The sequence below is a fragment of the Marinobacter profundi genome, assembly GCF_002744715.1.
Taxonomy (GTDB): domain Bacteria; phylum Pseudomonadota; class Gammaproteobacteria; order Pseudomonadales; family Oleiphilaceae; genus Marinobacter; species Marinobacter profundi.
This window is the reverse complement of sequence record NZ_KZ319367.1, coordinates 367,947-384,056: the sequence shown is the minus strand read 5'-3', so window position 1 is coordinate 384,056 and position 16,110 is coordinate 367,947. Positions and strand designations below refer to the sequence as shown.

The window sequence follows — 16,110 nt, the reverse complement described above, 5'->3', positions numbered from 1 at the left end:
TTCATGATAACATCAGGCCCATCGACGGATGCCCGAAAAGTGAACACCTCTCGCCGTTCACCGGGCAGACGGAGCCCATCAGACGCAGCTTTCAAGGAGCGCAAGTTTGGACCTTCAACTTTCCAGCCGAGTACAGGCGATCAAGCCCTCTCCCACCCTCGCAGTCACCAACAAGGCCGCAGAACTGCGTGCCGCAGGCCAGGACATTATTGGCCTGGGTGCCGGTGAGCCGGACTTCGACACCCCCGAACACATCAAACAAGCCGCGATCGAGGCCATCAACAACGGCCAGACCAAGTACACCGCGGTTGATGGTACGCCTGCGCTGAAAAAGGCGATCATCGCGAAGTTCAAACGGGACAACGGCCTGGATTACGAAGCCAACCAGATCCTGGTATCCAGTGGTGGCAAACAGAGCTTTTTCAACCTGGCCCTGGCCATCCTCAACCCGGGTGACGAAGCCATCATTCCTGCGCCTTACTGGGTATCATACCCGGATATGGTAATTGTTGCCGAAGGCAAGCCGGTCATCATTGAAACCTCCGCGGAAACCCGTTTCAAGATCACCCCGGAGCAGCTGGAGAACGCCATCACCGAGCGAACCCGTCTGTTCGTGATCAACAGCCCGTCCAACCCCAGTGGCATGGCCTACACCCTGGAAGAGCTCAAGGCCCTCGGCGAGGTTCTGAAGAAGCACCCGCAGGTCATGGTGGCAACGGACGACATGTATGAACCGATCCTGTGGACCGGCAAGCCGTTCTGCAACATCCTGAACGCCACCCCGGAACTGTATGACCGCACCTTCGTGCTCAACGGCGTTTCCAAGGCCTACTCAATGACTGGCTGGCGTATCGGGTACGCTGCCGGCCCGGCGCGGGTGATCGGCGCCATGAAGAAGATCCAGTCCCAGAGCACGTCCAACCCGGCGTCCGTGTCCCAGGCCGCGGCCCAGGCTGCACTGGACGGCCCGCAAGAGTGCGTAGGCGAAATGGTCAAGGCATTCAAGCAGCGTCACGACTGGCTGGTGGAGGCGCTCAACGGCCTGCCCGGAGTCGACTGCCTGTATGGTGACGGCACCTTCTATGTGTTCCCGAGCTTTCAGGGCGCCATCGACGCCGACGACAGCGTCAGCAACGACGTGGAGTTTGCCGAGAAATTGCTGACCGAAGCCGGGGTTGCCCTGGTTCCGGGCTCCGCCTTTGGCGCCCCGGGCCACATGCGCCTGAGCTTCGCCACCAGCATGGATAACCTGCAGAAGGCGGTCGAGCGCCTCCAGAAAGCACTTGGCTAAAATTTTTTAGCGAGGGGTTGACGGGGCGGTATAGCCAACTTAATATACGCGCCTCGTCACATGACGACGTTCCCCGATAGCTCAGTTGGTAGAGCAACGGACTGTTAATCCGTTTGTCCCTGGTTCGAGCCCAGGTCGGGGAGCCACTATTCCAGAAGCCCGCTGATTCACTGAGTCAGCGGGCTTTTTTTTGTTCTACAGGCGCTGACGTTCCGAGCCGGCAATGACGCCCCTTACAGGGCGCTCACCTCCCCATGAATCGCCTCCAGCGCCGCCAGAGGATCGGCAGCCCGGGTAATCGGCCGACCGATCACCAGGTAGTCACTGCCAGCCCGAATTGCCTCTGCCGGCGTCATGATGCGCTGCTGGTCGCCCTTATCTGCCGTCAGCGGCCGGATGCCCGGGGTAACCAGCTGGAAGCCGGCGCCCTGCTCAGCCTTCAGGCGGGGAGCCTCCTGTGCCGAACAAACCACGCCGTCCAGGCCACAATTACGAGTCAGCGAAGCCAGCCGGGACACCTGTGCCTCCGGTGAGTCGGTGATGCCGATACCCGCCAGATCCTCCGCGGACATACTGGTCAGCACCGTCACTGCAATCAGCAGCGGCCGATCACTGCCAAACGACTCCAGGCGTTCGCGACAGGCCACCATCATCTTTTCACCACCTGACGCATGCACATTCACCATCCACACCCCGAGGTCTGCCGCTGCAGCCACCGCTGCCGACGTGGTGTTGGGAATATCGTGGAATTTCAGATCCAGGAACACTTCGAAGCCACGATCCTGCAAGGTGCGAACCAGCTCCGGCCCGGAGCGGGTGAACAGCTCCTTGCCCACTTTGAGACGGCACTTGGCCGGATCCAGCTGATCCGCCAGGGCGAGCGCCGGATCTCCGGACGGAAAATCCAGGGCAACAATGATGCGGGGGTTGGTAACGATAGTCACAATACAGGTCCTGCAAAGACAAATGGATTAATAAGCGGTTTACTCGGCTTCCACGCCCTGGATAGGGCGCACCGTTTCCCAGTTCTTGCAACTGGGACACAGCCAGTGCAGCTGCTGCCCGGAAAAACCGCAGTTGACACAGCGATAGACCGGCCGGTTGGCCAGCAACAAGTGGCCGATACGGCTGACCAGGCGGCCTTCATCCGTCGTCATGCCCTTCTCGTAACCGGCCATTTCCACCAGGCGCAGCAAACCCCGGACACTGGGGCGCACCTCCAGCTCCATGCGAAGCAGGTCAATCGCCGCTGGCCGGCCAGATGCACGCTCCACCGAGTCCACCAGCGCCAGCAATAAACTGGTACTGGGCCAGGTGGCATAAAGCTTGCGCAACTTCTTCACCAGTCGACCGATATCGCCATGCTCCCGCTCCAGCTTCATCAGCCGGTCAATCGCCTCGGAGCCGAACTCCGGGTTCTGCTCGAAAACCTTCAGACTCTGGCTGGCGGCATCCCGGAAACTGCCCTGCCGGATCAGCATGGTCATCCCGATAAAGGTGGCACGCACACAGGAGCGATCATACTCCAGGGCCTCTTTCAACAGCTTCTGGGCACCCCAGCGATCATCATGCTTAAGGGCCTCATCGGCTAGCTCACAGGTGATATAGGCCAGGGTCTTTTCCAGTTCCGGATCAACACCATCCTTCATCAGGGTTCTCGCCACCTGACCGGCCTTGCCCCATTCCCGCTCCTGCTGGTAAAGATCAATCAGCTGACTTGCCGCGCGCCGCCCGTAATCACGATCCCCCATCAACTGGTGCATCAGGGCTTCCGCCCGGTCGAGCAACCCCGCGTTCAGGTAATCAAGTGCCAGCTCAAAAGTAACCTGCGGGCTGAAGCGGGCAGGCAGTTCCGGACGAGCCAGCAAATTCTGGTGAATGACAATGGCGCGGTCGGTTTCACCCTTGTGGCGAAAATGGGCACCAATAGAAAGGTGGAGACTGACTGTATCCCGGTTAACCGCCAGGGACTGGACAAAGTTTTCGACCGCCTGGTCGGAGTAATTGGTAAACAGGAACTGGAGACGGTCGCGAACTGAGGTTTCGTCACTGATCACGCGACGACTACGTTCCGGAGAGCGGGAAAAACGACCGGCAAGCCAACCAGCAGCTACCGCTGCCGTTAACAGTAGCCACTGAAACACTATATCCATCAAAGAGTCCGGTCGTTCTCGGCCCTGGATTGCTCCAACTGCCGCTCCGCATGCGAGAGCCGCTTTTGCAGGTTACGCCGGGAAACGGAAGTTTTCACGGTTGCCAGCATAGTGATAAGAATTCCAACCAGCGCACCGATCACGAAGGCCATGATAATCCACACCGCAACACCGTGTGGCTGGGTTTCAAAAAGCAGGAAATTGAGGGATACGGCCATCTGATTGTTCAGGGAGAACACCAGCGCAAGCAGCACCAGCACCAGCACAACCAGGATAATCAGCACCTTCTGCAAACCGGCCATAGATCTCCCACTCCTCTAGCCCTGCACAGGAGCCCACACCGAAGTCGGGCCCTTTCAATCGCCGCAGGGGATTCAGAATCCCTTTTTCATGCTGTCGTTGACCTGTTCGCGCAGCTCCTTGCCCGGCTTGAAGTGCGGTACGAACTTCGCGGGCAGCTGAACAGCTTCACCCGTCTTGGGATTGCGCCCGGTTCTTGCCGCACGATGGTGCAACGAAAAACTGCCGAATCCGCGGATCTCAATCCGGTGACCATCCGCCAGGGACTGAGACATGTGATCAATAATGGTTTTTACTGCCAGCTCAACATCTTTCACGGAAAGCTGTGTCTGCTTGGAAGCAATCAGCTCAACAAGTTCAGACTTCGTCATGAGGCTAATCCCTCTTTCATTATTATCGGAAAGCCGGTTGCCAGCTCCATGACCCTAGTTTAGCCAAACCTGAAAAAAACACAAAAAAAACGGGCTGTTACAGCCCGTTTTTTTCATACCAAAAGGAAACTTATTCCTTGTTGGCGTTTTGCTGCTGCATCTGCTCCTTGATGAGATCACCGATGGTGGTCGCACCAGAAGTTTCAGCTGCCTTGCTACGAACGTTCTCAAGCGCCTGCTTGTCGTCCTCAACATCTTTGGACTTCACAGACAGGTTGATGATGCGGTTCTTGCGATCGATGCTGATGATCTTGGCCTCAACCTCGTCGCCTTCCTTCAGCGCGTTACGTGCATCTTCAACACGGTCACGGCTGATTTCAGAAGCTTTCAGGACCGCTTCAACTTCGTCGTTCAGGGCGATGGTTGCCGCCTTGGCGTCAACTGCAGAAACAGTGCCCTTAACAATGGAGCCCTTGTCGTTCAGCTGTACAAACTCGGCAAACGGATCGCTTTCCAGCTGCTTGATGCCCAGGGAGATACGCTCACGCTCCGGGTCAACAGACAGAATAACGGTTTCAACTTCGTCACCCTTCTTGTACTCGCGAACGGCTTCTTCGCCAGTCTCGTTCCAGCTGATATCAGACAGGTGAACCAGACCGTCGATGCCACCGTCCAGACCGATGAAGATACCGAAGTCAGTGATTGACTTGATCTTACCGGAGATACGGTCGCCCTTGTTGAAGTTGCCGGAGAAATCTTCCCACGGGTTGGATACGCACTGCTTGATACCCAGGGAGATACGACGACGCTCCTCGTCGATATCCAGAATCATCACGTCCACCTCGTCGCCCACCTGGACAACTTTGGACGGATGGATGTTCTTGTTGGTCCAGTCCATTTCGGACACGTGTACCAGACCTTCAACGCCTTCTTCCAGCTCGGCAAAGCAGCCGTAGTCAGTCAGGTTGGTAACACGGGCCTTGACCTTGGAACCTTCCGGGTAACGACCTTTGATATCAACCCAGGGATCTTCGCCCAGCTGCTTCAGACCCAGGGATACGCGGTTACGCTCACGATCGAACTTCAGGACCTTGACGTTGATCTCGTCACCAACGTTCACGATCTCGCTCGGATGCTTGATGCGCTTCCAGGCCATGTCAGTGATGTGCAGCAGGCCGTCAACGCCGCCCAGATCAACGAATGCACCGTAATCGGTCAGGTTCTTGACGATACCCTTGATTTCCAGACCTTCGGTCAGGGTTTCGAGCAGCGCTTCACGCTCGGCACTGTTCTCGGCTTCCAGAACGGCACGACGGGAAACAACCACGTTGTTACGCTTCTGGTCCAGCTTGATAACCTTGAACTCAAGCTCTTTGTTCTCCAGATGCAGCGTATCGCGGACCGGACGAACATCTACCAGGGAACCCGGCAGGAAGGCACGGATACCAGCCAGGTCGACAGTGAAGCCGCCCTTGACCTTGCCGTTGATCACACCCTTGACCACTTCTTCTGCTTCGAAGGACTTCTCCAGAACCTTCCACGCTTCTGCCCGCTTGGCTTTCTCGCGGGACAGACGGGTTGCACCGAAGCCATCTTCAACAGCATCGAGAGCCACGTCGACAACGTCGCCGATCTGGATATCCAGCTCGCCCTTATCGTTAAGGAACTGGGAAGCCGGGATAACACCCTCGGACTTCAGGCCAGCGTTAACAGTAACCCAGTCGTTGTCGATATCAACCACGGTTCCCTGGACAATGGAACCCGGTTGCATGTCAATTTCTTTCAGGCTTTCTTCAAAAAGATCCGCAAAGCTCTCGCTCATTATGTGTCCTATGTGATCAACGCAAGTTTACTCCGTGCTACCAGCGACACGGTCTGTTAGTCATGTCCGGATGCAGCCAGGGGCTGGCCGATAACGCCACATCCGGAATTTCAACGATAAAAAGGTGTAGTCAGGCCTGACCTGCTGCGGCCATACACCTGCCCAACACCTCTTCAATGCTTAACCCGGTAGAATCAATGACTTGCGCATCATCTGCCGGCTTAAGCGGGGCGGCTGAACGGTTCATATCCCGTTCGTCACGCGCCCGAATCTCTTCTAAAAGGGCGTCAATGTTAACACTGACCCCGGCATCCTTCAACTGATTGTAGCGTCGTCTTGCCCTTTCCTCGGCACTCGCTGTCAGGAAGATCTTGACCGGGGCATCCGGGAACACCACGGTCCCCATATCACGGCCATCGGCCACCAGCCCCGGCGCTTTGCGGAAATCCCGCTGGCGCTGCAACAATGCCGCGCGGACCGCCGGAATAACCGCCACCCGGGAGGCGTTGTCGCCACACTTTTCGGTACGGATCTCGGCCGTCACATCGTCGCCATCCAGCAATACCCGAACCGGCTCGCCCGGTGCGGTCGGCATGAACGTGACATCCAGCTGGCCGGCCAGTCCAACCAGCGCAGCCTCGTCAGCCAGGTCCACGCCGTTGCGCTCTGCCGCGAGGGCAGTCAACCGGTAGAGCGCACCACTGTCCAGCAGGTGCCAGCCCAGCTTGCGGGCCAGCATCTGGGTAATGGTGCCTTTACCCGAACCACCGGGGCCGTCCACGGCAATTACGGGAATCTCGGTTACTGCCATACCTCAGCCTTCCTCTGCCGTGATCTGGATTCCGGTGCCCTGCGCCAGTTCGACAAACCCCGGGAAGGACGTTGCCACATTGGCACAATCGGTCACCACGATCGGTGCCGACGCCCGCAGGGAGGCCACCGCAAAGGACATGGCAATTCGATGGTCTCCGTGACTGTCCACGGTACCACCGCCAATGGCCTGGCCGCCGCGAATGATGATGCCGTCGGCCGTTACGGTGGTTTCAACACCGACTGCAGCCAGGCCGTCTGCCATCACCTGGATGCGGTCGCTCTCCTTGACCCGCAACTCTTCGGCGCCACGCAGGACGGTTTCGCCCTCGGCACACGTGGCAGCAATAAACAGTACCGGGAACTCATCAATAGCAAGCGGCACCTGCTCTTCGGGAATATCGATACCCCGGAGTTTTGCTGACCGCACCCGCAGGTCCGCAACCGGCTCACCGCCGATTACGCGCTCGTTCAGCACCTCGATATCAGCGCCCATCAGGCGAAGGATGTTGATCACCCCTACCCGGGTCGGGTTCATGCCCACATGACGCAGGGTCAAATCGGAACCCTCGGCAATGCTGGCCGCCACCAGAAAGAAGGCCGCCGACGATATATCGGCCGGCACATCGATGGCGGTTGCGCTGAGGCTTCCGCCACCGGTCACACTGGCGGTCGCGCCATCCCGGTGCACAGGGTAGCCAAAACCGGCCAGCATACGCTCGGTATGGTCGCGGGTCGGTGCCGGCTCGGTTACCGAGGTCACACCTTCTGCATACAACCCCGCCAACAGCAGGCACGACTTCACCTGGGCACTGGCTACCGGCATTTCATAGTGGATACCGGTGAGCTTCTGGCCGCCGCGAATCCTCAGCGGAGGGCGACCACCCTCCGCGGTATCAATCACCGCCCCCATGGCCCGCAGCGGATCGGCCACCCGCCCCATCGGCCGCTTGGAGAGACTGGCATCGCCGGTCAGTTCGGAGTCGAAAGGCTGGGCCGCCAGCAATCCGGCGAACAGGCGCATGGCGGTTCCGGAGTTGCCGAGATAGAGCGGGCCCCGGGGCGCCTGCAGGCCGTTGATCCCGACACCATGAATACGCACGAAGCCGGCGTCAGGCCCTTCGATGGTCACGCCCATGTCACGAAATGCCTGCAGGGTGGCAAGACTGTCCTCGCCCTCCAGGAAGCCCTTTACTTCGGTAACCCCGTCAGCCAGGGCACCGAGCATGATCGAGCGATGGGAAATGGACTTGTCACCGGGCACCCGGATATCACCGGCAATGCTGCCGCCGGGCTGGAGACGGAACGTTACCTGATTCTGACTGTTGTTTGTCACGTAAGCCTGTCCTGAAAGCATCTTGGAAAAATGTTCCCGCGCCGCCTTGGCACGGCTGAAAACCCGTAGCAGCGTCGCGCCGTCCTGGTTGGCAATGGCGCTGCGCAGCTGATCCAGATCGTGCGTAAAATGGTCGATTACCCGTAACACCGCGTCACGATTCGACAAAAAGATATCGTGCCACATCACCGGGTCACTGGCGGCAATTCGGGTAAAATCCCGGAAACCACCGGCTGCGTAGCGGAAGATATCGAGATTTTCGTCCTCTCCGGCGAGGGTGTCCACCAGCGAGAACGCAATAAGATGAGGCAGATGACTGGTGGCCGCCAACACTTCGTCATGGTACGCCACCGACATGGTCAATACCGTTGCACCGCAATGCTCCCAAAGGCCGCGAAGACGGGCGAGCTGCGCCTGATCGACGTTATCCGGCGGTGTCAGGATGACCTTGTGGTTGACGAACAGCTGCGGATTGGCGGCGCGAACCCCGCTTTTTTCCGACCCCGCGATGGGATGGCCGGGTATCACATTGGGGTACCAGCCACCGAATACCGCCTCGACATCCTGCACAAAACCGGTTTTGGTGCTGCCGACGTCCGTCAGCAGTGCATCGGCCTCCAGCCAGGGCCGGATCTCTTCCAGTACCGCCCGGGTCGCCCTGACGGGAACGGCCAGCACCACGAGGTCACTGCCGGTGACGGCGTCGGCCACCGATGCCGCCACTTCATCAATAATGCCCAGCTCAAGGCCAAGGGCGAGCTCATCGCTGCGCTTGTCGAAACCCACCACAACGGCGGCCACGCCGCTGTTCCGTATTGCCGATGCCAGCGATCCGCCAATCAGGCCCAGACCGATAATCGCGACACGCTGAAAAAGGGCGCCGTCAGTTGTCACCTCAGCGCCCCTGCCCCAGACTTTCAAGGGTCTGCTTCAGAGCTTCGACGAAACGGGCATTTTCCTCAGGCAGGCCGATAGACACCCGCAAATGACGCGGCATGCCATAACCGCCGACTGGACGCACGATAACCCCGCGTTGCAGCAGCCCCTGGTAAACATCACCTGCCCGCTCGCCCACTTCGACGGCAATGAAGTTACCGGACGACGGAATATAAGGCAGCGCCATTTCGGCAAAGGCTGTCTCTAGCTGCTTCATGCCGGCGGCATTAACATCGCAGGAGCGCTTCAGGTAATCCTCGTCTGCCAGCACCGCCGTTGCTGCCGCCAGCGCAATGCTGTCAACGTTGAACGGCTGCCGCACCCGGTTCAGGATATCGGCGATTTCCGGCGAACTGATGCTGTAGCCTACCCGCAGGGCGGCCAGCCCCCAGGCCTTGGAAAAGGTGCGGCAGACGATCAGGTTGGGGAAGCGGGACAGCAACTCGACGCCGTCGGCGTAACCGTCGCCCTGCAGGTATTCACAATAGGCTTCATCAAGCACCACCAGCACCCGCTCAGGCACTTTCTCGAGGAACGCCAGCATGGCATCGCCATGATGCACGGTGCCCGTCGGATTGTTCGGATTGGCGACAAAAATCAGCTTGGTGCGATCGGTGACCGCGGCCGCCATGGCATCCAGGTCATGCCCCCAGTCCCTGGCCGGAACGGCAACGCCCCGGGCGCCGATGGCCTGGGTAACCAGCGGATAGACTGCAAAGGCGTACTGGGAAAAGATCACTTCCGCGTCAGCATCGGCAAAACAGCGGGCGATCACCTCGAGGATGTCGTTGGAGCCATTACCCAGGGTGATCTGGCTCATCTCCACGCCGAAGCGCTTTGCCAATGCCTGCTTCAGCTCAAAACCGTTCCCATCCGGGTACAGGCACAGGTCCGCCAAGGCTTCCCGGGCTGCTGCCAGGGCTTTTTCGCTCGGCCCCAGCGGGTTCTCGTTACTGGCCAGCTTGATGATCGCTGCCGGATCCAGCCCGAGCTCCCGGGCCAACTCCTCAATGGGCTTACCCGGCTGATAAGGCGACAACGCCTGCACGCCCCTGACCGCCAGGCTCTGGTAATCAACTGCCATCTGACTGCTCCTCAGAGTACGCCGATCGGGTAAGACCCGAGTCGCTTGAGTTCCACCGCTTCATCGTCAATTTCGGCCAGTACTTTACTCACCTGCGGATCATCCATGTGGCCTTCGAAATCGATGTAGAACACATAGGCCCAGGTTCCACTCGGCGATGGCCGGGTTTCAATCCGGGTAAGGCTGATGCCGTGGCGATGGAAAGGCTCCAGCAACGTGTAGAGCGCCCCGGGTTTGTTGCGCATCGACACCAGGATGGATGACTTGTCGTGACCGCTGGCCGGCACCTCTTCCTTGCCAATGATCAGGAAGCGGGTGGTGTTATCCGGGCGATCCTCAATGCTGTTGGCCAGTTTCTCCAGGCCGTACAGCTCCGCTGCCATGTCACCGGCAATCGCCGCGGTACCCGGCTCCTCGGCCGCCCGCCGGGCGGCCTCGGCGTTACTGCTCACGGTAATCCGTTCGATACCGTAACGATGGGTATCGAGCCATTGCCGGCACTGGGCAAAGGATTGCTGATGGGAATAGATGCGGGTAATTTCCTGGTCCTTGTTGGCGGGCGACACCAGCAGATGATGATGGATCCGCAACTGGACCTCGCCACAAATCTTCAGGGGCGACGACATGAACATATCGAGCGTGTGATTGATCATCCCCTCGGTGGAATTTTCCACCGGCACTACCCCGTAATGGGCAGCACCGGATTCCACTTCGCGGAAAACCGCATCAATCGCCGGCAGCGGGACGCTGATCACCGAATGACCAAAGTGCTTGAGCGCTGCCGCCTGGGTGAACGTGCCCTTCGGCCCGAGAAAGGCGATGTGCATCGGTTTTTCGAGGGCCAGGCAGGCAGACATGATCTCGCGGAACAGTCGTGCCATCTCTTCAGCGGGCAGCGGCCCGGGATTCTGCTCCTTGATTCGACGCAGCACCTGGGCTTCCCGCTCCGGGCGATAGAAGAAAACGTCCTCACCAGGATTGGCGGCCATCTTGACGTGAGCCACTTCCTGGGCGCATCGGGCCCGGGCACTGATCAGGTCCATGACCTGCTGGTCAATCCGGTCGATTTCGTCCCTCAGCTCGCCCAGCCGGGTCTGCTCGTCGCTCATGGTCAACCCCGCTCCTTCGCAAACTTGGTCATGTAGTCAATCAGGGCATCCACCCCGGCTTCCGGCATCGCGTTGTAGATGCTGGCGCGCATGCCACCGACGGACCGGTGCCCCTTCAGGTTGAGCAGGCCACGGGCATCGGCACCCTTGAGGAACTCACCGTTGAGGGCGTCGTCCGCCAGGGTGAACGGCACGTTCATCCAGGAGCGGAAGCGCGGCTCGATCGGGTTGGCGTAGAAGTCGCTGGCGTCAATGAAGCCATACAGCTTGCTGGCCTTGCGCCGGTTCAGTTCACCCATGGCCTGAACACCACCCTGCTCTTTCAGCCATTTGAAAACCAGGCCGGACAGGTACCAGGAGTAGGTTGCCGGCGTGTTGTACATGGAATCATTATCCGCGATGACCTGGTAGTTCATCATCGTGGGTGTTTCCTTGCGCGCCTTGCCAAGCAGGTCCTTGCGAATAATCACCACCACCAGGCCGGAGGGCCCGATGTTCTTCTGGGCACCGGCGTAGATCAGCCCGAACTTCGAGACATCCACCGGCCGCGAAAGCATGGTGGAGGACATGTCGGCCACCAGCGGAACGCTGCCGCTGTCAGGCACAAAGTCAAACTCGAGGCCGCCAATGGTCTCATTCGGCGTGTAGTGCAGGTAAGCCGCGCCCGGATCGGTATTCCAGGTGTCCTGCCCGGGTACCGTGGTAAAGCTCTGGGCTGCACTGCTGGCAACCACATTGACCGCACCATAGCGGGAAGCCTCGGCAATGGCCTTCTCGGACCAGATTCCGGTATTCACATAATCCGCCGACGTCTTGTCGCCCAGCAGGTTCAGGGGAATGGTCGAGAACTGACTTGAAGCTCCACCCTGCATGAAAAGTACGGCGTAATCATCTGAAATACCTGCCAGTTCACGCAGATCTTTCTCTGCAGTTTCGGCAATTTCGACAAACTCGTCGCTGCGGTGACTCATTTCCATCACCGACATGCCGGTACCGCGCCAATCCAGCATTTCATCACGTGCCTGTTGCAACACGCTTTCCGGCAAGGTTGCCGGGCCTGCACAAAAGTTATACGCCCTGCTCATGGTCCAGTGATCTCTCAAGTCTTACCAAAACTGTCTGCGGAACCGCCGGCTTATTCGTCGCCGGCGCCCTCTTCCGTGCTGTCGTTGTCAGCCACGGGCCCTTCTTCTGTGCCTGCTGCGCGGTCAGTATCGTCCGCCACCTCGGCATCGTCATCGTCGGTTTCGGCAATCCGCTCGACGCCGACCAGGCGCTCGTCTTCCTGGCTGAGCTTGATCAGGCGCACACCCTGGGTGTTACGGCTCAGCACCGAGACTTCATCGGTGCGGGTTCTGACCAGTGTGCCCTTGTCGGAGATCAGCATCATCTCGTCGCCTTCGAACAACTGGAGCGCCGTCACCAGGTTACCGTTACGCTCGGAGCACTGCATGGCAATTACCCCCTGGCTGCCGCGACCGTAGGTCGGGAACTCGTCCAGGGCCGTACGCTTGCCATAGCCGTTCTCGCTGGCGGTCAGAATCACCCCGGCTTCCTGCGGAATGATCAGGGATACCACATGGTGACCTTCCGGCATGCGGATACCGCGGACACCGCGAGCGGTCCGGCTCATCGGGCGTACCGCCTCCTCACTGAAGCGTACCGCCTTGCCGGCACTGGAGAACAGCATCACCTCGGCGGCGCCGCGGGTGATGGCGGCGCCCACGAGGGTATCGCCCTCGTCCAGAGACAGCGCGATCAGACCGTTACTGCGCGGACGGGAGAAGTTCGGCAACGGGGTCTTTTTCACCACGCCGGCGGACGTCGCCATCAGCACAAACTGGTCTTCGGGGTAATCCCGCACCGGCAGGAAGGTGGTGATCCGCTCACCGTCTTCCAGCGGCAGGATATTGACCATGGGCCGGCCGCGGGACGCACGGCTGGCGCGGGGAATCTCGAATACCCGCAGCCAGTACACCTTGCCACGGTTGGAGAAACACAGAATGGTGTCATGGGAATTGGCCACCAGCAGCTTCTCGATAAAATCCTCTTCCTTCATCGAGGTGGCCGCCTTGCCACGTCCGCCTCGCCGCTGGGCCTGGTAATCCTCAACCGCCTGGGTCTTGGCATAGCCGCCATGGGAAATGGTGACCACCAGGTCTTCCTCATCAATGAGGTCGGCGATCGTGAGGTCACGGCGGGAGCTGGTGATCTCAGTGCGACGCTTGTCGCCGTAATCGCTGACGATCTCCTGCAACTCCTCCCGGATGACCTGCAACAGCCGCTCCGGATCGGCGAGAATCTCCAGCAGGCCGGCGATCTTCTCGAGGATTTCCTTGTACTCGTTCTGCAGCTTCTCGGTTTCCAAACCGGTCAGGCGATGCAGACGCATATCCAGGATGGCCTGGGTCTGCTCGGGTGACATGAAGTACAGGCCGTCGCGCAGGCCATAGATCTCGGGCAGGTCGTCCGGGCGACAGGCATCTTCACCGGCACGTTCCAGCATCGCCAGCACGTCACCCGGAGCCCAGCCCCGCTCCATCAGCTTTTCTTTGGCCTCAGCGGACGTCGGCGACGCCTTGATCAGCGCAATCATCTCATCGATGTTGGCCAGCGCCACCGTCAGGCCTTCGAGAATGTGGCCACGCTCACGGGCTTTGCGCAACTCATAGATGGTCCGGCGCGTCACCACTTCGCGGCGGTGGCGCAGGAACGCATCGAGCATTTCTTTCAGGTTCAGGGTCTTGGGCTCGCCATTGATCAGCGCCACCATGTTGATCCCGAACACCGTCTGCAGCTGGGTGTGGGCAAACAGATTGTTGATGACCACGTCCGGGTTTTCCCCCCGACGCAGTTCGATCACCACCCGGATGCCTTCCTTGTTGGACTCGTCCCGCAGCTCGGAGATGCCCTCAAGGCGCTTTTCCTTGACCAGTTCGGCAATCTTCTCGATCAGCTTCGCCTTGTTCAGCTGGTAAGGCAGCTCGGTAATGATTACCGCGTCGCGGTTGGTCTTGTTGTCATGCTCGATCTCATGACGGGCACGGATATAGATACGGCCACGACCGGTCCGGTAGGCCTCGACAATGCCGGCACGACCGTTGATGATGCCCTCGGTGGGGAAATCCGGGCCTGGAATGTATTCCATCAGTTCGTCGATGGACATGTCCGGGTTGTCAATCAGTGCCAGGCAGCCGTTAACCACTTCCGTCAGGTTATGGGGCGGAATGTTGGTGGCCATGCCTACGGCAATACCGGACGACCCGTTTACCAGCAGGTTGGGAACCCGGGTGGGCAGCACGTCGGGGATGCGCTCGGTGCCGTCGTAGTTGTCGACGAAGTCCACCGTTTCCTTGTCGAGATCCGCCAGCAGGGAGTGGGCAATCTTCTCCATGCGAATCTCGGTGTAACGCATGGCTGCTGCGCTGTCACCGTCGATGGAACCGAAGTTACCCTGGCCATCCACCAGCGGATAGCGCAGGGAGAACGGCTGGGCCATCCGGACGATGGTGTCGTAAACCGCAGAGTCACCGTGGGGGTGGTACTTACCGATAACATCACCCACCACACGGGCGGATTTCTTGTAGGCCTTGTTCCAGTCGTTGCCCAGCTCGGACATCGCGAACAGGACACGGCGATGTACCGGTTTGAGTCCGTCCCGGACATCCGGCAGTGCACGCCCGACAATGACGCTCATGGCGTAGTCCAGGTAGGACTGTTTGAGCTCGTCTTCGATATTGACCGGCAGTATCTCTTTGGCTAACTCACCCATCGAGAAAGGTTCCTTTGGATTAGCTGGAAGTCGTTGCAGGGGCCTTCAGACGGGCCCCGTCTTTATTCTTCAACAAGCCGGCAATACTACCACAGTCACCCGGTTTACGGGGCACTGGCAGCACCTTGCCAGCCAGGACAGTCAGTCGAATACCACTGTCTTGTTTTCGTAGGTGATCACCCGGTCCTCGATATGGGACCGCAGGCCCCGGGCCAGCACGTTCTTCTCCACGTCCTTGCCCAGGCGAACCATGTCGTCGATGGAGTCGCTGTGGCTGATCCGGATCACGTCCTGCTCGATGATCGGGCCTTCGTCCAGGTCCTGGGTTACATAGTGGCAGGTCGCACCGATCAGCTTGACACCACGGCTGTAGGCCTGGTGATAAGGACGCGCACCGGCGAACGACGGCAGGAAGCTGTGGTGGATATTGATCACCTTGCCGGCGTATTTTTCGCACAACCCGGCCGGGAGGATCTGCATGTAACGCGCCAGCACCACTACATCGGTGTCGTATCCTTCGATCAGGCCGTCAATTTCGGCAAACGCCTCGTCACGGTTGTCCCGGCTCACAGGAATATGGTGGTAGGGAATTTCGTGCCATTCCACCATCCGCCGCAGGTCATCATGGTTGGAGATGACTGCAACGATCTCGGCGTTGATTTCCTTGCTGTGCCAGCGATGCAGCAGGTCTGCCACACAGTGGGATTCCTTGCTGCACATCAGGATCACTTTTTTCGGCCGGGCGGAATCAGCAATGTGCCAGTTCATATTGAACTCGCGGGCGATCGGCTCGAAGGCGGCGCGGAACTGGTCCAGGCCAAAGGGAATCGAACTGGCCTTGATCTCGTGCCGCATGAAGAACCAGCCAGTCTGGGTATCCGAATGGTGGCTCGCCTCGGTAATCCAGCCGTTGTAGGTCGAGAGGAAGTTACTGACCTTGGCCACAATACCCACCCGGTCCGGGCAGGAAATCACAAGACGATAGGTATGCTCCATGGAAGCCTTTCCTTAATCAATTCCGGGAAAGCAGGCGCGTCGGGAATCGGCCGACTGAACACGGCTCCGTTACGCACCCGTAAAAATGACCGGCTATGATAGCCTATCTCAGCGCCAGAAACGAGGAAGA

Annotated in this window: 13 protein-coding genes and 1 tRNA gene; 2 read left to right on the top strand and 12 right to left on the bottom strand. The window is 59.2% G+C overall.

What is annotated here, in order from left to right:
* Positions 1-106 precede the first annotated feature (106 nt).
* Together CLH61_RS01680 and CLH61_RS01675 are read left to right on the top strand one after the other, a co-directional pair.
* Positions 107-1,291 carry a pyridoxal phosphate-dependent aminotransferase gene (locus tag CLH61_RS01680; protein WP_099612967.1) on the top strand — a complete coding sequence of 395 codons (1,185 nt, stop codon included), beginning with the start codon at positions 107-109 and terminating at the stop codon, positions 1,289-1,291.
* Positions 1,292-1,361: 70 nt separating this feature from the next.
* Positions 1,362-1,437: transfer RNA gene (locus CLH61_RS01675), tRNA-Asn, on the top strand.
* An 87-nt stretch (positions 1,438-1,524) separates the two neighbouring features.
* On the opposite strand, the gene pyrF is transcribed toward CLH61_RS01675, so the two are convergent.
* The 12 genes from pyrF to purU all read right to left on the bottom strand — a co-directional run bounded on the left by pyrF (position 1,525) and on the right by purU (position 15,980).
* Entirely contained in the window at positions 1,525-2,229 is a 705-nt protein-coding gene (pyrF, locus tag CLH61_RS01670; RefSeq protein WP_407657548.1) for an orotidine-5'-phosphate decarboxylase, read from the bottom strand.
* 45 nt (positions 2,230-2,274) lie between these two features.
* Positions 2,275-3,444 carry a lipopolysaccharide assembly protein LapB gene (gene lapB / locus CLH61_RS01665; RefSeq protein WP_099612965.1) on the bottom strand — a complete coding sequence of 390 codons (1,170 nt, stop codon included), beginning with the start codon at positions 3,442-3,444 and terminating at the stop codon, positions 2,275-2,277.
* On the bottom strand, positions 3,444-3,746 hold the full coding sequence (locus CLH61_RS01660; RefSeq protein ID WP_099612964.1) for a LapA family protein: 303 nt from the start codon (positions 3,744-3,746) through the stop codon (positions 3,444-3,446). The genes lapB and CLH61_RS01660 overlap by 1 nt, the downstream gene beginning before the upstream one ends.
* A 72-nt stretch (positions 3,747-3,818) precedes the next feature.
* The gene (locus CLH61_RS01655; RefSeq protein ID WP_099612963.1) at positions 3,819-4,115 is read right to left on the bottom strand and encodes an integration host factor subunit beta; all 297 of its coding nucleotides are present in this window, start codon (positions 4,113-4,115) and stop codon (positions 3,819-3,821) included.
* A 130-nt stretch (positions 4,116-4,245) separates the two neighbouring features.
* On the bottom strand, positions 4,246-5,937 hold the full coding sequence (gene rpsA / locus CLH61_RS01650) for a 30S ribosomal protein S1 (protein ID WP_099612962.1): 1,692 nt from the start codon (positions 5,935-5,937) through the stop codon (positions 4,246-4,248).
* 130 nt (positions 5,938-6,067) lie between these two features.
* A complete protein-coding gene (gene cmk / locus CLH61_RS01645) occupies positions 6,068-6,748 on the bottom strand; it encodes a (d)CMP kinase (protein ID WP_099612961.1) in 681 nt (226 codons plus the stop codon).
* Between the two features lie 3 nt (positions 6,749-6,751).
* On the bottom strand, positions 6,752-8,977 hold the full coding sequence (locus tag CLH61_RS01640; protein WP_099612960.1) for a bifunctional prephenate dehydrogenase/3-phosphoshikimate 1-carboxyvinyltransferase: 2,226 nt from the start codon (positions 8,975-8,977) through the stop codon (positions 6,752-6,754).
* Between the two features lies 1 nt (position 8,978).
* The gene (gene hisC / locus CLH61_RS01635) at positions 8,979-10,103 is read right to left on the bottom strand and encodes a histidinol-phosphate transaminase (protein WP_099612959.1); all 1,125 of its coding nucleotides are present in this window, start codon (positions 10,101-10,103) and stop codon (positions 8,979-8,981) included.
* Between the two features lie 11 nt (positions 10,104-10,114).
* Positions 10,115-11,212, bottom strand: coding sequence for a prephenate dehydratase (gene pheA / locus CLH61_RS01630; protein WP_099612958.1), 1,098 nt, complete (start codon positions 11,210-11,212; stop codon positions 10,115-10,117).
* A 2-nt stretch (positions 11,213-11,214) separates the two neighbouring features.
* Entirely contained in the window at positions 11,215-12,297 is a 1,083-nt protein-coding gene (serC, locus tag CLH61_RS01625) for a 3-phosphoserine/phosphohydroxythreonine transaminase (RefSeq protein WP_099612957.1), read from the bottom strand.
* A gap of 50 nt (positions 12,298-12,347) precedes the next feature.
* Positions 12,348-14,984 (bottom strand): DNA gyrase subunit A, encoded by a 2,637-nt coding sequence (gene gyrA / locus CLH61_RS01620; protein WP_099612956.1) that lies wholly within the window; start codon positions 14,982-14,984, stop codon positions 12,348-12,350.
* Between the two features lie 141 nt (positions 14,985-15,125).
* Positions 15,126-15,980, bottom strand: a complete 855-nt coding sequence (gene purU / locus CLH61_RS01615) for a formyltetrahydrofolate deformylase (protein WP_099612955.1) — start codon at positions 15,978-15,980, stop codon at positions 15,126-15,128.
* Positions 15,981-16,110 lie beyond the last annotated feature (130 nt).